Here is a 20,601-nt window from a genome sequence, read left to right as displayed (position 1 = left end):
CGGTTTTGTTTGGCCTCACGTATAATCCAAGAGATTATGCGGATATGGCGGAGTAGCTCAGTAGGTCAGAGCAGAGGAATCATAATCCTTGTGTCGGGGGTTCAAATCCCTCCTCCGCTACCATCAGAACAGCCGACAACTCTTCGCCGGCGAGCGCGGATAGCCAACCCTTTATTTCATATTGATATTTTTCGCCCGGAACGCGTGGGTGCACGATCACGCTCGAAACCACTTCCCGGAATGCCTTTACGAGCTCGATTGATGGCTCTGTGCCAGGTACATTGACGATCTCAGCAATCTGTTCAGCGTCTTCTCTGAATTTCTCGACCGCCTTCGGTTTCAGCTCAATGATGTTGGTCGGCGGCTCTTCGGCCTCGAGCTCCGCCTTCAGGCGGCTGCGCTCGGCTTTCAGGCCGGGCAATACAGCGAGAACATCTTCTTCGTCGATCGTTCCCCTCGCCGCCTGCTCGATCAGCCGCTCCTCGATGCATCGGAGAATGGACGATCTTGTCGACAGAGTGAGCAAGGTAGAAACCGGTATGAAGGACGTCCAGGATGACGTAAAAGTTATGAAGCCGGTGACAGAAGAAGTCCGAGCCTGGAAACAGCGCGGGATAGGCGGCCTCTTCGTCGTCGGCGCTCACATTTATCCTGACGACCTATTTCACCAATATCATTTCGTGGCTGGCCAAGGCGGGTCCGTGAGCCCATCGGAACGACTCCCCGACATTTCAGTTGTTGCGATGGGAGGACACGAACATGGCACATCAATGGTGGGATCACTCGGTGACGATACAGAGCGACAAGCTCGGTCGGATGGTCACGATCACAAGCACGGAACGGGCGGCTGAATTTATGCTTTTCGAATGGTCGGGGAAGCGAGGAAGTGAAGCTTTCAAGGCCGCCAAGCTGGCGCTGATCAATGCTCACGGTGGAAAGGTTTCAATTGACTCCGCGCGGACCGCGTTCTTGGCGGCGGCGGAAGAGGCGGGAATTTTCTTCAGGCAGTGATTCGCGGTAGCGTTGCTCATAGCAACGTCCGCTCCTGATCGTTCATGTCGCGAATGAGTCAAGACGCGCAGATCAAAAGCGCGACCGACCTCCTAGCAAACATGACGGCGGCATATTATCTACAACGATAACGCGAACGCTCATTGCAGATAATTTGACCGCTGTTCGACCGGAAAGCCAAAATGCTACGTATTTTGACGATCACGTTTAGATGGAGATGGGCAGTTTCGATCGTAGCAGCCGGTACCGGCTTCGGCGCGGCATTTGGTTGGGAGAAGCATGGACTGGTTGCGGCCATCGCGCTCGGCTTTGTTGGTCTTGCGGCCAGCGCCCCCTTCGCATATTCACCCGCGGCGTTCTTTGAATTGCTGGGCCAATTTTTAGGCGAATTGCTAATGAACCTAATTTGATATTCCTCGGTCGTGATGCTTCCGAACGCTCCCACTGCGATTGGGGGAAACCCGAGGCCCTTTCACTCAACAACGGTGGCTCTCGACCAAGCGCGGCAGGGAACACGCTTCGCGTTCCACGGTTTCCCCGCCGCGTCTCACTTCATGCCCTGAAGAAAAATATCTGAGCTTCTTCCGCCGCCGCTAAAAATGCGCGGCGCGCTACTTCTGTTGAGATCTTGCCGGCGTGAGCATCAATCAGAGCCTGCTTTGCTGCGATGAATGAGTTCCCATTTTGCTTTTCAGGCCATTCCTCCAGCATATATTCGACTGCTTTTTCGGTGGTGTTGATGGTAAAATATCTACCAACACGGCGCGTTTCGATGTATGCGGCGTCCACGCCCCATCGAATTTTCAGTTGCAGCGGTCTGAGGTTGATCTACGGGCCGTCAAATGAGCTCACCGAAGAGTACCTGACGAGCTCATTGTGAGGCTCTGATCCGTTGCGCATAAGCCCATGGCATCAGGGCGTCGATGTCTTTGGCGAGGTGGCCGTTTGCGAGGCGGGTGAAGAGGTCGCACAGATAGGCGTAGGGCTCAACGCCGTTCATTTTACAAGTGCCGATCAGGCTGGCAAACCGGGCCCAATTGCGGCCCCCTTCATCGTGCCCCGCAAAGAGCGCATTGCGGCGGTTCATGGCGGGTCGGCGGATCGCGTTTTCCACCAGGTTGGAGTCGATATCGACGTGGCCGTCGTCCAGGAACAGCCGGAAGCCGTCCTGCCGCGTTAGCATATAAGCCAGGGCTTTTCCGAGGTCAGACTTGCGTGAGATGCGCTTGGCTTGCGCTGCCAGCCAGGTGAAGAACTCGTCCACCAGCGGGAGGGACAGGTCCTGTCGAACTGCCCGGCGATGTTTGGGATCTGAGCCCCGGATACTGTCTTCGATCTTGTAGAGCGCGGCGATCCGCACCAGCGCCTCGTCGACGATGGGCGATCCACTCTTTGGCGTGGCCTTGATCAGCTTCCTGCGTCCGTGCGCCCAACAGAAAGCCAGCTTCAAGGGGTCGCCACCCATCCGGTCCGACGTGGCGAGGTGAGAGTAACCACCGTAGGCATCCACCTGGATTGTCCCGTTGAAGCCGTCGAGGATTTCAGCGGCATATTCGCCTTTACGCCCAGGTCGATAATGGAACACCACGCCCGACGGCGCGGAGCCATTCCAGCCGCGATCGTCACGCAACACGGCCCATAGATAACCGGTCTTCGTCTTGCCGCGCCCCGGATCCAACACCGGAGCCGTGGTCTCGTCGACATAGAGCCGCGCGCTTTCCGACAGCAGCCGTTCGGCCATGTGGTCGACCACCGGTGCGATTTCGCTGCCCGTGCGCCCAAGCCAATCGGCCAGGACCGTGCGGTCTATCGGCACCCCGTGTCGCGCCATGACTTCGGCCTGCCGGTTGAGCGGCATATGTTCGGAATGCTTGGAGACGGCAATCTCAGCCAGAAGGGCTTCCGTCGGCCAGCTCCCTTCCAAGAGATGCGCCGGCGCTCTGGCTTGGACGACGCCCGTTCGACCCTTGGGGCATGCGTATTTCGGGCGGATCGTGACGATCACCTCGTAGCGTGCCGGAATCCGGTCGAGCCGTTCCGTCCGATCTTCGCCGATCCGGACCATGTTGCCGCAACCACAGGGGCAGACAATACTGTCGGGCTCAATCACCTTCTCGACCCGCGGCAGGTGTTCGGGCAGTGCACGGGCCTTACGCTCCTTGCGAGGAGCGGCCTTTTCCGGATCGGATGCGCTGGCTTCGATCTTTTTCTCGACGGCGGCGATCCGCGCCTGTGTTTCGGCAATCGCCGTTTCAAGGTCTTCCAGCGCCAGTTCCATCTGCGCCGGATCGAGCTTTTCCGATTTCGGCCCGAACTTGGTGCGCCGATAGTCGTGAACCTGCCCCTCAAGCTTCTCGATCAGTTCCTTCAGCTCGGCGATGAAGGCGTCCTTTTCGGCCACCACAGCCTGCTCATGCTGACGCGCAGCACGCTCGACCGACAGCTCGAACTGCATCGCCGCAAAGGCTTTGATAACCTCTGGCGGAAGGTCCGGAAACAGGCTGAGATCAAGGCGCGACGACATGCGGCCTTATAGCAAGGCAGCACAAAAAAGCCAAATAAAACAATGCAAAGACGGCCGGATATTTACCCTGCCGCCGACGGCGCGGTCACCCGCTGTGCCATGACCCGTCGCCAGTCAAGACCTTCGAACAAAGCCTCATATTGACCCCTGGAAAGACGCATCGTCCCATCCTGAACCTTGGGCCAGGCAAAGTTTCCATGTTCAAGAATTTTGTAGGTTAGCACCATTCCGGTGCCATCCCACACCAGGATCTTCAGGCGATCCCCGCGCTTCGACCGGAAGATCACCGTCACCCCGGAATGCGGGTCGAGCTTCAACTCGGTCTGCACCATCAAGGCCAGCGCCTGATGCCCACAGCGGAAGTCCACCGGACGCGTTGCAATCAGGATCGGCAGTCGTTGGCCCGCGACGATCATGCCGTCCCTCGCATGGCTCGTACCAGAGCCGCCACACGTTCAACCGGCACATCGCCGGGAACCCGCATCACAACATCCGGGCCGATCTCCAACGTCAAGACCGGCCAACCCGCCTCCGGCAGCGGCGGCGCCAAAACATTCACCGCCTCGCTCGGCTCTGCCGCAACCGCCAAAGGCACAAATGCAGGCGCGGCATCGCCGCTCTCCGACAGGCCCGACATAGCCTCAAAAGGCAGGGCCAGAATGCCCTCGCGCACTTGCCGGCGCCACAAGGAAAGCTGGTGCGGCACAACGTCATGACGGCGCGCGACATCAACAACACGAACACCAGGCTCAAGGCTTTCCGCCACGATCCGCGCCTTCACATCATCCGGCCAGCGCCGGTTTCCGCGGCGCGGCTCGACAATTTCGTAGCGGCCAACAAATCCATCATCTGCCATGCCAATCTCCAGATAGTCCTGGAAACCTTCTCGCACACGCAGCAAGCCTCAAAATACAGCCAATCCAATGGGGCGGAGACGGCGCTTACGTTTCGATCGTCACTGCTAGAGTCCAAGTTTGTGGCGTCATCTTCGTATCCTCCCGATACCGAACCATGATCGTTACACAAGGTTCCAGCGGAGCACACGGAGAGTGCTTCCATCACGGGTCCCACCTCCCAGCGACACCGAGCTTAAGGGGGGAAGGGAATGCAAGTGGCGTTCACTCAAGCCGACCTCGATATGATAGATCATCATGTCGCAGAAACCGAGGAACAGGTTGCACAGCAGGAGCAAAAAGTTACCACACTTCTCATGCGGCACTTGGACACGGAATTGGCGGAAAAATCCTGGCACTCTTCTACGAGACGCTGCTGATACACCATGCCAATCGCGATATGATTGCCTCTCACCTGGAACAGAAAAATATTAATACCCCTTCGGGAATGCGGAAGGGGGTCTAGGCTTACGGCCGATCTTCAATACGGTGAATCATACAGGAAAATTGCCGAAGAGCGCTTCCTCGAAGGGCGTATATCATTGGCAACATTATCGTGTTCTAATTCAACTAGGTCGGATTTCCCTCCGGCGAGTGAAATGAGCACTTCATGATAACTCAGCCCCTATCCCCGACTGGCTAGGGGCTTTTTTAGGCTTTAAGCAATGCCCTCCGCCTCGCCGTCCTCATCCCGCTCTCGCACGGGTAGGTAGGCATTCTTCTCAAGCCATTCATTGACGATATAGCGGATCATGTCGTTTCGCGTCATACCGAGTTCATCGGCGATACTGGCAACCGCGTCTTCTGCATCGCCATCGAGGATGACTGCAGCGGAATTTCTGAGCATCAACGCAGTCCGCCGCAATGTGATCTGAAATTCTGCTCGCGACATATCTGCGATGCGATTGGCAGCGTCTTCGAGCAAAGCGGCATACTCGCGCGTTTTCATCCGGGTTCTCCCTTCGGAACGGCATTACGCCGTGGACGAAACCGAACCTTGGGCGGAGTGGATTGTTCCCTGCGCTGGCTTAGAGTCAGCCGCGCAATTGCGGGATACGCCCCGTGAAGGGTTCAAATTCATAACCGCTGTCGAGCCTCAAAGCGATCGCACGACAACCAAGCGATAGGAATATTCAGCCTCGCTTCATGGAGTTGTGACATCCCTTCAGAGGGGAATCTCAGGGGAGGATAAATTGATGAACGATCATCACACGCTGGCTGAAGCGGAGCCGAAAAAAGCAGCCGCTATCGCGGTGCCCAAAGGATGGCGCCTGATGCCCGAAGAGCCGACACAGGAGTGGTTCGAGCGCTGTTTCCCGGCGGGTGCCTATATCAGAAATGATTCTGCGGCGATGCGTGCGTATGAGGCGACGATCAATCTACGGATGGATGAGTATCGGCTGCTTGTGAGGACGGCTCCTGCTTACGACTGCTCCACGGACTAAGATCACATCCCGCGATCTGCTTTGGCCGCCTTGCGTTGCCGCTTCCAAAATCCCCGTTTGATCTTTTTGAGTTCGCCGCGGCCCCAGGCAAGCATTCGCCGGCTGCGACGGGAGAAGGCGTTGTGCTCATCACCGCTGCTTGCGCCCTTCGTGCCCATCATCGGAATATTTCCTTTTGTACAGCCAGCACCGATCGTTCTCGGCCGTTCGCCTGAAGTGCAGATGTATTAGCTTGGGGCGAAACATCACAGCCTGAAGTTTTCCACGATCTGATCCACATCGGTGCGGTCGCTTATGGATGTTAGCCGTTCGGAAACACGCTTCGCGTTCCACGGTTCCCCGCCGCGTCTCACTTTATGCCCTGAAGAAAAGTATCTGAGCTTCTTCCGCCGCCGCTAGAAACGCGCGGCGCTCTTCTTCGGTTGAGCTCTTGCTTTCGTGAGCATCAATCAGTGCCTGTTTTGCTGCGACGAGCGACTTCCCGTTTTGCTCTCCGGGCCATTCCCCCAATGTCGCCGTTACTCCACCAAGACTTGCCGCAAGATTCAATTGGGTATCGAAGGTGGTGATCGCGGCACATGCTCGCAAGGGGCGAGCACAACTCGTGTCAAAGTGACTTTGGGTATTCCACGTTATGGCGGCGTGACGCTCCTGCGCTGTTATAGTTGCCATAAGTCTTCGGGCCTTGCGGAAACAAAAAGTTACCAAAGCTGATCGAATAGGGGATTTTGAATCCACTTTGGCATTTGCTCATTAATTCGCATCTTCTAATATATATGGCATTTCCTCCCCCCGCTGAAACGTAAGTAGGCGGGGGCTTTTTTGAGGCAGCAAGTCACGCGATCTGTCGCGCGACACCCCTCGCTCGCTTCTGTAACCACTTCAGAAAATTCGATTTGAGGAGCGAGATGATGTCGACTTCGATCTTGACTGCCATGACGGTATGCGCGGAGATCACCACGATAGCGCTTGTGGCGCTACAGTTTTTTCATTGACTTCTGAGCCGCCGAGCATTTGGGAATAGTTTTGCGCTCCGCAAGGACTATTGCGGGGCAAACCTTGGGAGTGGTCGGCGGAAGGCGAAAGTTACCAGTTTAGGCGTCGTAACCTACAACGATATTCTCGGTAGGAGTAACCATGAGCAACTTGGTCGCAACGCGTTCTTTCGAACCGATTACGAACGACGATTTGCCTCGGTTTGGTGACGTTGCGTGGAAACGGCTTCTGCAGGTTTTTGAACACGCTCCGGTCGCGTCGCTCTATAAGGATCGTTTGCTCCTGTTAGCCCTGGCTCAGGGAGGAGCACTCCACTACGAGAATGGCAAGAATGGGCTGAAGGACATTGACGTCTGGGCCTTCTTTGCAGCAGGACCCGAAAAGCCCTTCCCGGCGCGCGCACGCTGGACAGCGGATTATGGGCCATCTAAGTTCGGCCGGGATCCGGACGACCATGGATTTAACGGTCGAAGAATGGATATTCTCGGAAGATCGGTTCAAGTGATGCCGGGCGATCGGCCTGAAGACAGCGTTCGTCGATGGCTGAACGGACGGACCGCCTCCGCTATTGAGTTGCGAAAAAAGCCGATGGTCATAATTTCCCCGGTCGCAAATCTGGGGCGGTGGCTTTAGCCCGTTTTCCTGAGTTCATATTTGCATCCGGTGCGATCTCTCCAACGGCAACGGCAGCAAGATAGCCGTCCAGGACGTTGCCTACCGACCATTAGGGCACACGCCGGCTGAAGACGTTCAAGTTGAAAAAGCAGGCCGATGCTTTCGCGGCGACGGCAACGGTTGAAGTTTGCGACGGCGTTCACATTGCCGATTCGGCCAGCGTCACAGTCGAGAAGGCCGGGCAGTTCTGGATCAAGTCGGGGGAGACCGCCGGGCTTGAACGCTGTTGGCGTCGATCAGAACTCGAACGCCATATCATCCTTTCGGTAGGATTTGCGAAACTCTTCTTCCCACGGGTCATAGAGTTCGGCCTCAACGGGACGCTTGTCCTCCCGGGATGGAGCTTCTTCAGCTTTTCGATCTCTCGTAGAATCACGCATGTCATTTTTCCTTTAGCAGCGCCTTGTCGGAGAGATAACGGGCCAAGTCCATAGCTGCTCAAACAATCTTTTACGGCTGTGAAAATGAAAGTTGAACGATGCGGCGCGGCTGGAGGTTCGTTCTACCAGGGCGCTTTCTGTCGAAAGACCATGAAAAATCTCATCAAAGGACAGGGCAAGGCGAGGGGAATCGATATTAAGGGCCGGTGCGAAGGCGCCGCGCAATGACGGCGGGACTCGATGGCTGTTTCGGTGAAGCCGGCTGACGACATGTCTGCCCCCCAGGTCGTCACGACGCTGTAATGAACGCTGCGTAAGCAACGGATGTTGCATTTGCTACGAGTTGTCGGGTCCTTCAATTGACACGATCAGTTCTCGCATGACGGCAATGCATCAGCTCGCAACAAAACCACAATCGCTCAGGCGATTGGCCCCCGCAGGAGAAATCGTCATGACCAGATACGCTTGCCTCGCGATTGCGACGGCGGTGGTAGTAGGCTTCGCCGTGCCTTCTTTTGCCCAGAATGCAGTGCCGGCGGCGGCAGCTGCGGATCCCGGTGCGGCAGCGATTGCGGCAGCCGAGCCTCCGGCTCCGGCCCCGCTTCCGCAAAACCCGGCGCACATTCTAAAATATCTCTCTCCTGATGACCTCGATCCGGCGACCCTTCTGGCGCCTCCTCCTGCCGATGGCTCTGACCAGCAGAAGGCGGAAGTGGCGGAGGTGCTTCACATGCAGCAGGCCGCCTCGCAGGCGCGTCGCGACCAAGCCGTATGGGATGACCGGCACGAAAGCTCCGAGCTCTGGATTACGACCCTGGGGCCGATCGGCTTCGACCTCACCAAGCTTCCCGCGACCGCGGCGATGCTGGACGCCGTGCTGCATGAGCGCGATGCTGCCGCCGACGTGGTCAAAGTCTATTTCGGGCGGCGCCGGCCTTGGACCTTCAACGACGATATCCAGGTCTGCGAGGCGGCAGGCAAGGGCGGTTCGAAGGTTCGTGCCTATCCCAGTGGTCACGGCACTCTATCCTATGCTCAGGGCGTCATCCTTGCCCACCTGATGCCGAACAAGGGCCAGCTCGTCATGGCTCGCGCCGAGGACTTCGCTGAAAGCCGGATGATCTGTGGCGTTCATTCGCGCAGCGATATCAGGGCGAGCGCGGTACTCGGCACGACCATCGGAATGCTGCTGATGCAGAACGCCAAATTCAGGCCGCTGTTGGACGACGCTCGCGCGGAACTCGCGGCCGCCGGCCTCACGCGCTAAGGTCGCTATCGTACGCTCGCGGGGAAGGCCCGCCCTGGGCCTTTCCCATTCACCAACTTAGAAGCGACGGGTAAATCACTTCGTTCAATAGCCTCGCACGATCACCGTTTTTAAACGCCCAAAATCGCATCAATCTGTGCAATCAGGGCGGCATAGGTTTCGATGTGTCGGCGGTATTCCGCCTTGATCTCCTCGGTTACCTCTGCGAGAGGCCCATTTCCCTCCTGGCGAAAATGGCGGATGTCCTTCTCTTCCATCGACCGAAGATGTTCTTGATGCTCGGCAATCTTCTGCTCGTAGCTCTTACGGCGTTCATGCAAATCCATGGTATCCTCCATTCGGCATTGCAATCATTTGCGAAGATAGCTCTTGCGGCCGTCATCGGTAAGGCGGTAATGGCCGCCATGTCGCGCAGCCGCGATCCGAAACGGCACACGCTTCAGTGGATATTAATCTCGCGTTTCTGACGCGAGGATGTTTGCTCTGGTTTAACCCCGAAATGGGCGATCTATTGGACGTGCTGAAGCGGGGGACCCACGCGACGGCCGGGAGTCCCGGAGCAACCTTGGTCGGGCGTGTGGGACTCTCGTCATCTACAACTTCGATGTCCCTGCGAAATTCCGCTCAGTTGGCCATATCGGACGCTTCGCGAAAGTCTACGTGTGATATTTCGCCCATAGGTTACCGGTGTCTAGGTGTCGCCAAGTCTACGAAGTCAATGAAGAAGCTGTGTCGCCATAAGGGCTAGCGTGACCAAGGCCGAAGACATCGTCAAAGCAATCAGAACCGAAGTCGACATCATCCTGCTCCTCAAATCGAACCTGAGGACTGACTACAGGAGCAGCAATCGAATGTCGCGTGACAGATTGCGTGACGTTTGCCTTCGCTAGCCGGTCGTGCAGTTTATCGAATTGGTTTCGAAGATAGCTATTGCGGCCGCCATCGGTGAGGCAGTGGCGGCCGCCGCTCTATGATCCCGCTTTAGAAGAAGGAGTATTCCAATGACCCACGCCCGATGCAGTTGCGGCGCTCTTACGATAGAGCTTCCGGAACCGCCAAAATTGATTGTCGCGTGTCACTGTATCGAGTGCCAGCGGAGAACCGGCGCGCCGTTTGGCGCGGGCGCTTTTTATCCGGTCGAAGCCGTCGCCATTTCTGGAACTGCGAAAGAGTTCACCCGCGATGCGGCTAGCGGGGGAAAGGTGCACACGTATTTTTGTCCGAACTGCGGCTCATCGGTCTATTGGAGGGCCGACAATCTACCGTCAATGATCGGCGTTGCAGTTGGGGCGCTAGCCGATGCCAAATGCCCGCCTCCCGCCAAATCGATTTTTGAGCAGTCGAAACACAGTTGGGTTCAAATTAACGGTGCCGTCGACCATCTCCCGCAAGGCAGCCGCGCGGGTTGACATCCAAAAGGGCGGAGAACTCCTGCTGGACGGCGGAGGCATGTCCCAACTCGGGCTCAAGCCAACTCAGCTTTCACCGTTGTCGATGCGACGTCTCAAATCCTCGGCGAAATATTTGTAGTCCTCGAGCAAACGCTCATAGTGGGCAAGGACGATTGCCGTGATGTCCTCCCAAGGGCCATCACCGAATTGGGCCTGATGATGCATTTCTCCGGCCTGAATGCGAGAGATACGCTGAGAGAACTCCTCGATCTGTCCGACGCATCCGGTTAAACGTTCCACAAGCGATGTACCCATCTTCCCCTCCCTGCCACGGGCGCGATGACTGAATGCGGAAGTCAACAATGATAGGTGCGGAAAGGCAAGCTATCCAAGAGAGGCATATACCTGTCAGCCAGCCTTGGGGCAGCGAGGCGGTGTGGCGTTGAGTGTTACCTAATCCCGCTCGCAGATTGCCGCGATCGTGCCGCTCCCCGAACTCAATGTCGCCTTGAAACTGTGAGACGGCTCGCAGCGATGGTTGCCGATGCTCGGCCGCTTTTACCGAGAATTACGAGGCCAGCAATGCATTGGGATCTGATAACAATCGCAGCAATTTTTGCTTTGTTCGCCGTCGTCCGCGAGGGGCAGCTTATCATTGCCAAGGCAAGAGCTTCGCATTGGAATGGTTTCAAGCTCCGCTAGCCGCCCACCATCGCCGCATCACGTCACGATAACGGCATGAGTCCAGGCGATAGAAAAAGTGCGCAATCAGTTCATTCTTGCGACTTTTTTGTGAAGATTATGACTCCTTATCGCATTGGTGCGAAAAGGGGGATGCAACATGGATTACTACTCAACGCTCGCAATATGCGTCACCGCCGGGTCGTTCGTCTTTGCTGTCATGAATATTCGCTAAGACAGCATGCAGGACGCAAGCTGATATCATACAGGCGCGAGTCGTAGTGAAACGCGCACCTGTGTCGGCTTAACGATATTCAGGCTTCCCGCCCTGGGTGACTAGAGTCGTGAAGAGGTCAATGCGTCATAGGCATTGATCAAACGATCCACATCCAGTCCTTGTTCTTGCGGCCCGAAACTTAAATGGCTGACCGTAAAATCCGCATAGATGGCGGTGGGACGGTCGAGGAAGGTGGGCAGATCGACGGTCAAGGCGTATTCATCATCGCCTTTCGGGAGAGCCATGTGGAGCAGGTCTTTTCCGAGCCACGATATGAAGTTGATCGATTGGCGCTCTTTCCATTCGACGACCTTGTTCGGCAACGGCAGATGCTTGTCATTCTTTTCCAGGAAGAAGTCGTGAAGCTGGGTTGCGCGCTCGGCACTTAGCCACAAGCTTCCCCCAAACCCTCCCGGGGGGCGTTCAAAATGGCCTAGCTCGTCGGGAAGCGCTCCGCCTAACTGTTGGAAATAGGCGCAAACACCATTGTTCACGACATTTGCGGAGACGACGAAATAATTGGGGTTAGCCCTTCTAAACTCGATGAATTCGTTGAGCTTTTCGATGTCCAAATAGACGATATCGTCATCGCACTTCAGAAATACCGCGCTGGAAAATTTCTCCAGTCGTTTCGCGTAGTAATCGTAAGCCTGCCAGTATGGCAGCTTTTCATTGGGATTTCCGACGTAGCGCCGCACCGGGGCGTTTACATCGCAAAGTTCCAGATCGGCGCCCCATCCTCCCCGGACCATCACCGATGCGCCTGAACTCAAGTTCAGCTCGGGCCACGTGCCGACAATCACCCCATTGACCTGAAGTGTGGGAATACCTGCGGAATCGACGCTGAGGACGACCTGATTCGGCTGGCTCGGCGAAAGAACGCCGGGGGTCGATTTACTCCAAATGACCGCCGCTTCACCCCTGTTTGCAAAATTATCCAGCTCGCTGGGTTTGACGGTGCGGAGAACAGAGTGCGTATTGACCCAGCCGCCGACAACAATCTCGAAATAATTTTCGGCCTCACCATTCGGAAGAACGGCGATATGAAGGTCGTGATCTATTTTCGCATTTGTGCGGAACGAGGAACGGGGCGCGACCGTACCCTTCAATTGATAGGGCGCCTCGGGTCTCATATATCGCGCCGGGCCGAATTCGCGCGTAACCCACTCATTATCCTGAGAAGAACGGGTAAAATCCCATATGTGCCATTCATCAATGATCCCGTCATTGATGGCTTTGCGGATATACTTTGTCAGGATCTCCATTCGTTTTTGCCGTCCGGCAAACGTCACAAGTATAACAGGAGTCATGATGTCCTCTTGGATTGCATATTTGCCGGAAATCAATTCTTGAGCGATGTCGGGTCACTCAGCAGACGGGAGTCGCGCGCAAGCGGCGCATAATCGTTCCATTGGGCCAGTTTCTCGAGATAGCGCCTCCGGTAGGCGAGGTCGTCCTCGAATTCGACATTCTCCAGAACGATTTCAGCACCGATCTCGTAATAGACATCAAGATTTTGCAGGTCGGGCACCGGTGTTTCCCCGCGCTCGATTTCGCCCTGCATCTGCCAAAACAAGTATTCGAGGCGCCGCGCGAGAGCCGGGATATCGCGCAGCGTGCTGGTCTCGCGTTGGCTCTGCAGGGATTGCCTGATCGCCGCGAGACTTTCGCGGTCCTGTGCGAAGGCGATAGCTCGACTTACGTAGTCGCCCGGCCCGCTGCAGGTCAGTTCCGGAACGCCGGCGGCTGCGACGATGCTGCTGCAAAAGCGGGAGGCAAAGCTTTTTCCGGGAACCGTCAGGACTGGCAAGCCGACGGTAATCGCGTCCGCTGCAGTGGAATGCGCCCCATAGGGGAAGGTGTCCAGGAAGAGATCGGCAAGGGCCATTCGCGCCAGATGGTTCGGATTGGCGGCCTTTGGCGCAAAAATGAGGCGCTCGGGTTCCACGCCGCTTTGCGCTGCCATCTGGCGCAAGCGTTCGTTGACGTCCTCTGCATCCCCGAGCAGCCACAGCACGCTGCCGGGTGTCGCGGAAAGGATCGTCATCCAGCGCGCAAAGCAGTCGGCGGTGATCTTCTGCATACCGTTGAGGCAGGCATAGACGAAAGCGTCCTCGGGCAGGCCGGCTTCCGCACGGGTCGGCGTTGCGGCGATCTGCCGTTTGCGGTCGACGGGCTGGTCGCAGGCAATCCGCAGCACCTTTTCCGAATAATAGATTTCGTTGTCCGGCGGGATAATGTGCTCGTCGGCAATGATGTATTGATGAAACGGGCTGCCCATCGAGCCGGGATAGCCGCAGAAATTGACGATGACCGGCGCTGGCCGGTAGGCAAAGATCTTCGTCCGCGCAAGTTTGGTGTACCCGTTGACGTCGACGAGGATATCGATTTCGTCGGCGCGGATTTGCTTTGCCGCTTCGAGATCGCTGAGCGCATAGATGTCGCGCCAGCAATCTACGGCGTTTCTGATCCGCATTTGCGTCGCGTCGTTGGCACGCGGCTCGCCGCAAAAATAAGCGAAGATCTCGACGCTGCTCTTGTCATGCAACTCCAGAACTTCCCGGAGCGCAAAACCAACCGCGTGATCGCGCAGATCCGATGAGACATAACCGACGCGCAAACGTTCGCCCGTTCCCGATTTCTGCTTCGGAGTCGCGCGTGGGAAGCCGCTGAGATCGGGCCGGCCGATCAGAGACTTGTTATAGCGATAGGCCTTGGCGAGCTGAAATAAGGGATCGTCGGCATAGCAGCCAAGTATCAAAGGCGACATCGCGTCCAGCAACTGTCGGGCGGAGACATGCTCTGATGGAACAAGTGTCGGCCACTTGCATTGACGCTGCCGCAGCGACGTCCAATGTTGACCCGCCTCGGTCTTGCCGGGTTGCAGCTCGATCGCCTGCCATAAAGCTGCTTCCGCCTCTTCGAGCAAGCCGGCGCCTTCGAGAACGCGGCCAATATGCTGGAGCGCCATCAGGCGATAGCCGATCTTGTCAGGCGTGATTTCGGCGGTAGCTTTCGCGAAGCTTTGCCATTGTTCGACGGCCCGATTGTTCAGGCCGCAATCTTCCAGGACGCGGCCAAGATTGATGTGCGCCGGCCCGAACAGCGGATCGAGTTTCAAACATGCACGCAATGCGTGGATCGCGCCCGCGGCATCTCCGGCCTGGTTGGCGGAGACCGCATAGTTGAAACAAGCGAGGTGCAGCAGAGGATTGGTGTCGTTGAATGCGATCCAGGTTTTGTAAAGCTCGACTGCCTGCGGCTGTTTCCCGGCGCGGCTCAGGACTTCGGCAATCTGGAACAACTCGCCAAGCGGCAGTTGCTGGTTCCGCGCGCGGTCCAGCACGCTGGCGAGCGGTGAGACTGGAGTCGAGACAGATGCGATATTGACGGTCATGGACATCCTACGACAAGACGGCCTCTCGGCCGAGGGTGTGAACTGACGAGCGAAAGCGTCATGCCTTCTATCGCAGCTAGCTTGCGTCGGACTGGTTGGTCACGAGTTCTTCCAGCCGTGACATGGCGGCCGGTCAAAAAGGGGTAATGGTGTGCCTCTGCCGCCAGATGGCGACTTCGTCCGAATCGAAAACGATTGTGGATGCCCAGCACGTCACACAAAAAAGCGCCGCGCGATTTCTCGCGCGGCGCCGAAGTTCTTGCGGCGCGGTAGAAACCGCGCCGCAAACCGTTCGATTTAGTTGTAGACCGCATAGGCGGAGACGACCGCAGCGACTTGCCCCGCATCAAGTGACTGCACCTGCGTGGTCGTGAAGGCGTACAGTTGAGCGCTGGAGAGAGAGGAGATGTCCTGCGTGGACAGGCCTGCCAGAGCTGCGGTTGTCAGCGCTGCGATCTCGTCGGTGGAGAAGGTAGCGATGTCGGCGGTGGAGAGTGCACCAACCTCGGAGGCTGTCAGGGCACCGATCTGCGAGCTGTTGAGCGCGGCAACCTGATCGGTGGAGAGAGCGGCGATCTGCGTGGACTTCAGCGCGGCGACCTGGCCGGTCTTCAGCACACCGATCTGATCGGTGGAGAGGGCGGCAACGTCGTCGGTGGAGAGGGCGCCGATCTGTGTCGAGGTCAGCGCGGCAACCTGGCCGGTGGTCAGGACCTTGGCCTGGCCGGTGGAGAGGGCGCCGATCTGGCTGGTGGAGAGCTTGGCGATCTGACCGGTGGACAGTGCGGCAACCTGGTCTGTGGAGAGGGCTGCGACCTTATCGGAGGACAGGCCTGCCAGAGCTGCGGTTGTCAGCGCTGCGATCTCGTCGGTGGAGAAGGTAGCGATGTCGGCGGTGGAGAGTGCACCAACCTCGGAGGCTGTCAGGGCGCCGATCTGCGAGCTGTTGAGCGCGGCAACCTGATCGGTGGAGAGAGCGGCGATCTGCGTGGACTTCAGCGCGGCGACCTGGCCGGTCTTCAGCACACCGATCTGATCGGTGGAGAGGGCGGCAACGTCGTCGGTGGAGAGGGCGCCGATCTGTGTCGAGGTCAGCGCGGCAACCTGGCCGGTGGTCAGGACCTTGGCCTGGCCGGTGGAGAGGGCGCCGATCTGGCTGGTGGAGAGCTTGGCGATCTGACCGGTGGACAGTGCGGCAACCTGGTCTGTGGAGAGGGCTGCGACCTTATCGGAGGACAGGCCTGCCAGAGCTGCGGTTGTCAGCGCTGCGATCTCGTCGGTGGAGAAGGTAGCGATGTCGGCGGTGGAGAGTGCACCAACCTCGGAGGCTGTCAGGGCACCGATCTGCGAGCTGTTGAGCGCGGCAACCTGATCGGTGGAGAGGGCGGCGATCTGCGTGGACTTCAGCGCGGCGACCTGGCCGGTCTTCAGCACACCGATCTGATCGGTGGAGAGGGCGGCAACGTCGTCGGTGGAGAGGGCGCCGATCTGTGTCGAGGTCAGCGCGGCAACCTGGCCGGTGGTCAGGACCTTGGCCTGGCCGGTGGAGAGGGCGCCGATCTGGCTGGTGGAGAGCTTGGCGATCTGACCGGTGGACAGTGCGGCAACCTGGTCTGTGGAGAGGGCTGCGACCTTATCGGAGGACAGGCCTGCCAGAGCTGCGGTTGTCAGCGCTGCGATCTCGTCGGTGGAGAAGGTAGCGATGTCGGCGGTGGAGAGTGCACCAACCTCGGAGGCTGTCAGGGCACCGATCTGCGAGCTGTTGAGCGCGGCGACCTGATCGGTGGAGAGAGCGGCGATCTGCGTGGACTTCAGCGCGGCGACCTGGCCGGTCTTCAGCACACCGATCTGATCGGTGGAGAGGGCGGCAACGTCGTCGGTGGAGAGGGCGCCGATCTGTGTCGAGGTCAGCGCGGCAACCTGGCCGGTGGTCAGGACCTTGGCCTGGCCGGTGGAGAGGGCGCCGATCTGGCTGGTGGAGAGCTTGGCGATCTGACCGGTGGACAGTGCGGCAACCTGGTCTGTGGAGAGGGCTGCGACCTTATCGGAGGACAGGCCTGCCAGAGCTGCGGTTGTCAGCGCTGCGATCTCGTCGGTGGAGAAGGTAGCGATGTCGGCGGTGGAGAGTGCACCAACCTCGGAGGCTGTCAGGGCGCCGATCTGCGAGCTGTTGAGCGCGGCAACCTGATCGGTGGAGAGAGCGGCGATCTGCGTGGACTTCAGCGCGGCGACCTGGCCGGTCTTCAGCACACCGATCTGATCGGTGGAGAGGGCGGCAACGTCGTCGGTGGAGAGGGCGCCGATCTGTGTCGAGGTCAGCGCGGCAACCTGGCCGGTGGTCAGGACCTTGGCCTGGCCGGTGGAGAGGGCGCCGATCTGGCTGGTGGAGAGCTTGGCGATCTGACCGGTGGACAGTGCGGCAACCTGGTCTGTGGAGAGGGCTGCGACCTTATCGGAGGACAGGCCTGCCAGAGCTGCGGTTGTCAGCGCTGCGATCTCGTCGGTGGAGAAGGTAGCGATGTCGGCGGTGGAGAGTGCACCAACCTCGGAGGCCGTCAGGGCACCGATCTGCGAGCTGTTGAGCGCGGCAACCTGATCGGTGGAGAGAGCGGCGATCTGCGTGGACTTCAGCGCGGCGACCTGGCCGGTCTTCAGCACACCGATCTGATCGGTGGAGAGGGCGGCAACGTCGTCGGTGGAGAGGGCGCCGATCTGTGTCGAGGTCAGCGCGGCAACCTGGCCGGTGGTCAGGACCTTGGCCTGGCCGGTGGAGAGGGCGCCGATCTGGCTGGTGGAGAGCTTGGCGATCTGACCGGTGGACAGTGCGGCAACCTGGTCTGTGGAGAGGGCTGCGACCTTATCGGAGGACAGGCCTGCCAGAGCTGCGGTTGTCAGCGCTGCGATCTCGTCGGTGGAGAAGGTAGCGATGTCGGCGGTGGAGAGTGCACCAACCTCGGAGGCTGTCAGGGCACCGATCTGCGAGCTGTTGAGCGCGGCAACCTGATCGGTGGAGAGAGCGGCGATCTGCGTGGACTTCAGCGCGGCGACCTGGCCGGTCTTCAGCACACCGATCTGATCGGTGGAGAGGGCGGCAACGTCGTCGGTGGAGAGGGCGCCGATCTGTGTCGAGGTCAGCGCGGCAACCTGGCCGGTGGTCAGGACCTTGGCCTGGCCGGTGGAGAGGGCGCCGATCTGGCTGGTGGAGAGCTTGGCGATCTGACCGGTGGACAGTGCGGCAACCTGGTCTGTGGAGAGGGCTGCGACCTTATCGGAGGACAGGCCTGCCAGAGCTGCGGTTGTCAGCGCTGCGATCTCGTCGGTGGAGAAGGTAGCGATGTCGGCGGTGGAGAGTGCACCAACCTCGGAGGCTGTCAGGGCGCCGATCTGCGAGCTGTTGAGCGCGGCAACCTGATCGGTGGAGAGAGCGGCGATCTGCGTGGACTTCAGCGCGGCGACCTGGCCGGTCTTCAGCACACCGATCTGATCGGTGGAGAGGGCGGCAACGTCGTCGGTGGAGAGGGCGCCGATCTGTGTCGAGGTCAGCGCGGCAACCTGGCCGGTGGTCAGGACCTTGGCCTGGCCGGTGGAGAGGGCGCCGATCTGGCTGGTGGAGAGCTTGGCGATCTGACCGGTGGACAGTGCGGCAACCTGGTCTGTGGAGAGGGCTGCGACCTTATCGGAGGACAGGCCTGCCAGAGCTGCGGTTGTCAGCGCTGCGATCTCGTCGGTGGAGAAGGTAGCGATGTCGGCGGTGGAGAGTGCACCAACCTCGGAGGCTGTCAGGGCGCCGATCTGCGAGCTGTTGAGCGCGGCAACCTGATCGGTGGAGAGAGCGGCGATCTGCGTGGACTTCAGCGCGGCGACCTGGCCGGTCTTCAGCACACCGATCTGATCGGTGGAGAGGGCGGCAACGTCGTCGGTGGAGAGGGCGCCGATCTGTGTCGAGGTCAGCGCGGCAACCTGGCCGGTGGTCAGGACCTTGGCCTGGCCGGTGGAGAGGGCGCCGATCTGGCTGGTGGAGAGCTTGGCGATCTGACCGGTGGACAGTGCGGCAACCTGGTCTGTGGAGAGGGCTGCGACCTTATCGGAGGACAGGCCTGCCAGAGCTGCGGTTGTCAGCGCTGCGATCTCGTCGGTGGAGAAGGTAGCGATGTCGGCGGTGGAGAGTGCACCAACCTCGGAGGCTGTCAGGGCACCGATCTGCGAGCTGTTGAGCGCGGCAACCTGATCGGTGGAGAGAGCGGCGATCTGCGTGGACTTCAGCGCGGCGACCTGGCCGGTCTTCAGCACACCGATCTGATCGGTGGAGAGGGCGGCAACGTCGTCGGTGGAGAGGGCGCCGATCTGTGTCGAGGTCAGCGCGGCAACCTGGCCGGTGGTCAGGACCTTGGCCTGGCCGGTGGAGAGGGCGCCGATCTGGCTGGTGGAGAGCTTGGCGATCTGACCGGTGGACAGTGCGGCAACCTGGTCTGTGGAGAGGGCTGCGACCTTATCGGAGGACAGGCCTGCCAGAGCTGCGGTTGTCAGCGCTGCGATCTCGTCGGTGGAGAAGGTAGCGATGTCGGCGGTGGAGAGTGCACCAACCTCGGAGGCCGTCAGGGCACCGATCTGCGAGCTGTTGAGCGCGGCGACCTGATCGGTGGAGAGAGCGGCGATCTGCGTGGACTTCAGCGCGGCGACCTGGCCGGTCTTCAGCACACCGATCTGATCGGTGGAGAGGGCGGCAACGTCGTCGGTGGAGAGGGCGCCGATCTGTGTCGAGGTCAGCGCGGCAACCTGGCCGGTGGTCAGGACCTTGGCCTGGCCGGTGGAGAGGGCGCCGATCTGGCTGGTGGAGAGCTTGGCGATCTGACCGGTGGACAGTGCGGCAACCTGGTCTGTGGAGAGGGCTGCGACCTTATCGGAGGACAGGCCTGCCAGAGCTGCGGTTGTCAGCGCTGCGATCTCGTCGGTGGAGAAGGTAGCGATGTCGGCGGTGGAGAGTGCACCAACCTCGGAGGCTGTCAGGGCGCCGATCTGCGAGCTGTTGAGCGCGGCAACCTGATCGGTGGAGAGAGCGGCGATCTGCGTGGACTTCAGCGCGGCGACCTGGCCGGTCTTCAGCACACCGATCTGATCGGTGGAGAGGGCGGCAACGTCGTCGGTGGAGAGAACCGCAACCTGCTTCGAGGTCAGAGCGGCAACCTGGCTGGTGGTCAGGACCTTGGCCTGGTCGGTGGAGAGCGCGGCAACGTCGGCTGTCGAGAGCGCGGCGACCTGATCGGTCGAGAGGCCTCCTAACTGACCCGAGGAAAGAACTGCTAGTTGGTCCAGGTTCAACCCGAGAATGGCGGTCGTCGATACGGCGCCTATCTGCTCGGAGGTGAAGGTGGAGATATCCTGCGTTCCAAAAGCGGAGATCTGCGTTGAGCTCAGCGCCTTGATCTGGGCGGTGCTCAGCGCCGCCACGTCGTTCGTGGTCAGCGCTTTGATCGTTGAGGTGGCAAGAGCCTTAATCTGATTGATGCTCAGAGAAGAAATAACTGAAGTCATGGACGCGCGCCCCTAGTGTTAGCTGACTGCAAATATCATTCCTCAGCCGTCGGTCGCGCGAGAAGACCAGCAAAGCCTATCGCCGCGTCTTCAGACGCGCGTTTGCTGGCAGCGTTACCCGCTTGATCGGAC

The 20,601-nt window shown here is 59.1% G+C and carries 20 protein-coding genes and 1 tRNA gene; 8 read left to right on the top strand and 13 right to left on the bottom strand.

Going from position 1 to position 20,601, the window contains the following annotated elements; genetic code table 11:
- Positions 1-46: 46 nt before the first annotated feature.
- The 4 genes from CCGE525_RS16800 to CCGE525_RS16785 all read left to right on the top strand — a co-directional run bounded on the left by CCGE525_RS16800 (position 47) and on the right by CCGE525_RS16785 (position 1,421).
- Positions 47-123: transfer RNA gene (locus tag CCGE525_RS16800), tRNA-Met, on the top strand.
- A 224-nt stretch (positions 124-347) separates the two neighbouring features.
- On the top strand, positions 348-851 hold the full coding sequence (locus CCGE525_RS16795; protein ID WP_342637428.1) for a DUF1515 family protein: 504 nt from the start codon (positions 348-350) through the stop codon (positions 849-851).
- Positions 760-1,011 (top strand): DUF982 domain-containing protein, encoded by a 252-nt coding sequence (locus CCGE525_RS16790; protein WP_120705276.1) that lies wholly within the window; start codon positions 760-762, stop codon positions 1,009-1,011. The genes CCGE525_RS16795 and CCGE525_RS16790 overlap by 92 nt, the downstream gene beginning before the upstream one ends.
- Before the next feature lie 182 nt (positions 1,012-1,193).
- Positions 1,194-1,421: a hypothetical protein gene (locus CCGE525_RS16785; RefSeq protein ID WP_120705275.1), complete on the top strand. Its 228-nt coding sequence runs from the start codon at positions 1,194-1,196 to the stop codon at positions 1,419-1,421.
- 142 nt (positions 1,422-1,563) lie between these two features.
- Here CCGE525_RS16785 and CCGE525_RS16780 read toward each other — a convergent pair whose 3' ends face one another.
- The 5 genes from CCGE525_RS16780 to CCGE525_RS16750 form a co-directional block, all read right to left on the bottom strand.
- A complete protein-coding gene (locus tag CCGE525_RS16780; RefSeq protein WP_162950202.1) occupies positions 1,564-1,800 on the bottom strand; it encodes a DUF982 domain-containing protein in 237 nt (78 codons plus the stop codon).
- Between the two features lie 82 nt (positions 1,801-1,882).
- Complete coding sequence (gene tnpC, locus CCGE525_RS16775; protein WP_120702553.1) at positions 1,883-3,535, bottom strand: IS66 family transposase; 1,653 nt, start codon at positions 3,533-3,535, stop codon at positions 1,883-1,885.
- Between the two features lie 62 nt (positions 3,536-3,597).
- A complete protein-coding gene (gene tnpB / locus CCGE525_RS16770; RefSeq protein WP_028005268.1) occupies positions 3,598-3,951 on the bottom strand; it encodes an IS66 family insertion sequence element accessory protein TnpB in 354 nt (117 codons plus the stop codon).
- Positions 3,948-4,391: an IS66-like element accessory protein TnpA gene (gene tnpA / locus CCGE525_RS16765; RefSeq protein WP_120702554.1), complete on the bottom strand. Its 444-nt coding sequence runs from the start codon at positions 4,389-4,391 to the stop codon at positions 3,948-3,950. The genes tnpB and tnpA overlap by 4 nt, the downstream gene beginning before the upstream one ends.
- Positions 4,392-5,086: 695 nt before the next feature.
- The gene (locus CCGE525_RS16750) at positions 5,087-5,377 is read right to left on the bottom strand and encodes a CopG family transcriptional regulator (RefSeq protein WP_120705272.1); all 291 of its coding nucleotides are present in this window, start codon (positions 5,375-5,377) and stop codon (positions 5,087-5,089) included.
- A gap of 247 nt (positions 5,378-5,624) precedes the next feature.
- Between CCGE525_RS16750 and CCGE525_RS16745 the strand changes: the two genes are divergently transcribed.
- The gene (locus CCGE525_RS16745) at positions 5,625-5,873 is read left to right on the top strand and encodes a hypothetical protein (protein ID WP_120705271.1); all 249 of its coding nucleotides are present in this window, start codon (positions 5,625-5,627) and stop codon (positions 5,871-5,873) included.
- Positions 5,874-5,875: 2 nt separating this feature from the next.
- Here the strand turns inward: CCGE525_RS16745 and CCGE525_RS38345 are convergent, their stop codons facing one another.
- Both CCGE525_RS38345 and CCGE525_RS16740 read right to left on the bottom strand, forming a co-directional pair.
- The gene (locus tag CCGE525_RS38345; protein WP_162950201.1) at positions 5,876-6,034 is read right to left on the bottom strand and encodes a hypothetical protein; all 159 of its coding nucleotides are present in this window, start codon (positions 6,032-6,034) and stop codon (positions 5,876-5,878) included.
- A 193-nt stretch (positions 6,035-6,227) separates the two neighbouring features.
- Positions 6,228-6,611, bottom strand: a complete 384-nt coding sequence (locus CCGE525_RS16740) for a DUF982 domain-containing protein (RefSeq protein ID WP_162950200.1) — start codon at positions 6,609-6,611, stop codon at positions 6,228-6,230.
- Positions 6,612-7,010: 399 nt separating this feature from the next.
- On the opposite strand from CCGE525_RS16740, the gene CCGE525_RS16735 reads away from it, so the two are divergent.
- The gene (locus tag CCGE525_RS16735) at positions 7,011-7,502 is read left to right on the top strand and encodes a hypothetical protein (RefSeq protein WP_120705269.1); all 492 of its coding nucleotides are present in this window, start codon (positions 7,011-7,013) and stop codon (positions 7,500-7,502) included.
- Positions 7,503-7,780: 278 nt separating this feature from the next.
- Here the strand turns inward: CCGE525_RS16735 and CCGE525_RS38340 are convergent, their stop codons facing one another.
- Positions 7,781-7,924 (bottom strand): hypothetical protein, encoded by a 144-nt coding sequence (locus CCGE525_RS38340; RefSeq protein WP_162950199.1) that lies wholly within the window; start codon positions 7,922-7,924, stop codon positions 7,781-7,783.
- A gap of 451 nt (positions 7,925-8,375) precedes the next feature.
- Here CCGE525_RS38340 and CCGE525_RS16725 point away from each other — a divergent pair, with 451 nt between their 5' ends.
- Entirely contained in the window at positions 8,376-9,191 is an 816-nt protein-coding gene (locus CCGE525_RS16725) for a phosphatase PAP2 family protein (RefSeq protein ID WP_120705268.1), read from the top strand.
- A gap of 110 nt (positions 9,192-9,301) precedes the next feature.
- Here the strand turns inward: CCGE525_RS16725 and CCGE525_RS16720 are convergent, their stop codons facing one another.
- Positions 9,302-9,517 (bottom strand): hypothetical protein, encoded by a 216-nt coding sequence (locus CCGE525_RS16720; protein ID WP_120705267.1) that lies wholly within the window; start codon positions 9,515-9,517, stop codon positions 9,302-9,304.
- Between the two features lie 675 nt (positions 9,518-10,192).
- On the opposite strand from CCGE525_RS16720, the gene CCGE525_RS16715 reads away from it, so the two are divergent.
- Positions 10,193-10,600, top strand: a complete 408-nt coding sequence (locus CCGE525_RS16715) for a GFA family protein (protein WP_120705266.1) — start codon at positions 10,193-10,195, stop codon at positions 10,598-10,600.
- Positions 10,601-10,666: 66 nt separating this feature from the next.
- Here the strand turns inward: CCGE525_RS16715 and CCGE525_RS16710 are convergent, their stop codons facing one another.
- The 4 genes from CCGE525_RS16710 to CCGE525_RS16695 form a co-directional block, all read right to left on the bottom strand.
- Positions 10,667-10,897: a hypothetical protein gene (locus CCGE525_RS16710; RefSeq protein WP_120705265.1), complete on the bottom strand. Its 231-nt coding sequence runs from the start codon at positions 10,895-10,897 to the stop codon at positions 10,667-10,669.
- A 702-nt stretch (positions 10,898-11,599) separates the two neighbouring features.
- On the bottom strand, positions 11,600-12,850 hold the full coding sequence (locus CCGE525_RS16705) for a DUF6250 domain-containing protein (protein ID WP_120706450.1): 1,251 nt from the start codon (positions 12,848-12,850) through the stop codon (positions 11,600-11,602).
- 32 nt (positions 12,851-12,882) lie between these two features.
- A complete protein-coding gene (locus CCGE525_RS16700) occupies positions 12,883-14,937 on the bottom strand; it encodes an O-linked N-acetylglucosamine transferase, SPINDLY family protein (protein WP_120706449.1) in 2,055 nt (684 codons plus the stop codon).
- Between the two features lie 297 nt (positions 14,938-15,234).
- The gene (locus CCGE525_RS16695) at positions 15,235-20,469 is read right to left on the bottom strand and encodes a beta strand repeat-containing protein (protein WP_162950198.1); all 5,235 of its coding nucleotides are present in this window, start codon (positions 20,467-20,469) and stop codon (positions 15,235-15,237) included.
- Positions 20,470-20,601 lie beyond the last annotated feature (132 nt).

The organism is Rhizobium jaguaris (assembly GCF_003627755.1).
Classification (GTDB): domain Bacteria; phylum Pseudomonadota; class Alphaproteobacteria; order Rhizobiales; family Rhizobiaceae; genus Rhizobium; species Rhizobium jaguaris.
The sequence above is the reverse complement of the archived record's forward strand: the minus strand, read 5'-3'. Positions and strand labels throughout refer to the sequence as shown.

Bases quoted from the DNA above. Each gene is read 5' to 3' on its own strand.
- CCGE525_RS16695 (WP_162950198.1), bottom strand. From the start codon at position 20,469: ATGACTTCAGTTATTTCTTCTCTGAGCATCAATCAGATTAAGGCTCTT.
- CCGE525_RS16705 (WP_120706450.1), bottom strand. From the start codon at position 12,850: ATGACTCCTGTTATACTTGTGACGTTTGCCGGACGGCAAAAACGAATG.
- CCGE525_RS16735 (WP_120705269.1), top strand. From the start codon at position 7,011: ATGAGCAACTTGGTCGCAACGCGTTCTTTCGAACCGATTACGAACGAC.
- CCGE525_RS16700 (WP_120706449.1), bottom strand. From the start codon at position 14,937: ATGACCGTCAATATCGCATCTGTCTCGACTCCAGTCTCACCGCTCGCC.
- tnpA (WP_120702554.1), bottom strand. From the start codon at position 4,391: ATGGCAGATGATGGATTTGTTGGCCGCTACGAAATTGTCGAGCCGCGC.
- CCGE525_RS16725 (WP_120705268.1), top strand. From the start codon at position 8,376: ATGACCAGATACGCTTGCCTCGCGATTGCGACGGCGGTGGTAGTAGGC.
- CCGE525_RS16745 (WP_120705271.1), top strand. From the start codon at position 5,625: ATGAACGATCATCACACGCTGGCTGAAGCGGAGCCGAAAAAAGCAGCC.
- CCGE525_RS16715 (WP_120705266.1), top strand. From the start codon at position 10,193: ATGACCCACGCCCGATGCAGTTGCGGCGCTCTTACGATAGAGCTTCCG.
- CCGE525_RS16790 (WP_120705276.1), top strand. From the start codon at position 760: ATGGCACATCAATGGTGGGATCACTCGGTGACGATACAGAGCGACAAG.
- CCGE525_RS16795 (WP_342637428.1), top strand. From the start codon at position 348: ATGATGTTGGTCGGCGGCTCTTCGGCCTCGAGCTCCGCCTTCAGGCGG.
- CCGE525_RS16710 (WP_120705265.1), bottom strand. From the start codon at position 10,897: ATGGGTACATCGCTTGTGGAACGTTTAACCGGATGCGTCGGACAGATC.
- CCGE525_RS38345 (WP_162950201.1), bottom strand. From the start codon at position 6,034: ATGATGGGCACGAAGGGCGCAAGCAGCGGTGATGAGCACAACGCCTTC.
- CCGE525_RS16785 (WP_120705275.1), top strand. From the start codon at position 1,194: ATGCTACGTATTTTGACGATCACGTTTAGATGGAGATGGGCAGTTTCG.
- tnpC (WP_120702553.1), bottom strand. From the start codon at position 3,535: ATGTCGTCGCGCCTTGATCTCAGCCTGTTTCCGGACCTTCCGCCAGAG.
- CCGE525_RS38340 (WP_162950199.1), bottom strand. From the start codon at position 7,924: ATGCGTGATTCTACGAGAGATCGAAAAGCTGAAGAAGCTCCATCCCGG.
- tnpB (WP_028005268.1), bottom strand. From the start codon at position 3,951: ATGATCGTCGCGGGCCAACGACTGCCGATCCTGATTGCAACGCGTCCG.
- CCGE525_RS16720 (WP_120705267.1), bottom strand. From the start codon at position 9,517: ATGGATTTGCATGAACGCCGTAAGAGCTACGAGCAGAAGATTGCCGAG.
- CCGE525_RS16750 (WP_120705272.1), bottom strand. From the start codon at position 5,377: ATGAAAACGCGCGAGTATGCCGCTTTGCTCGAAGACGCTGCCAATCGC.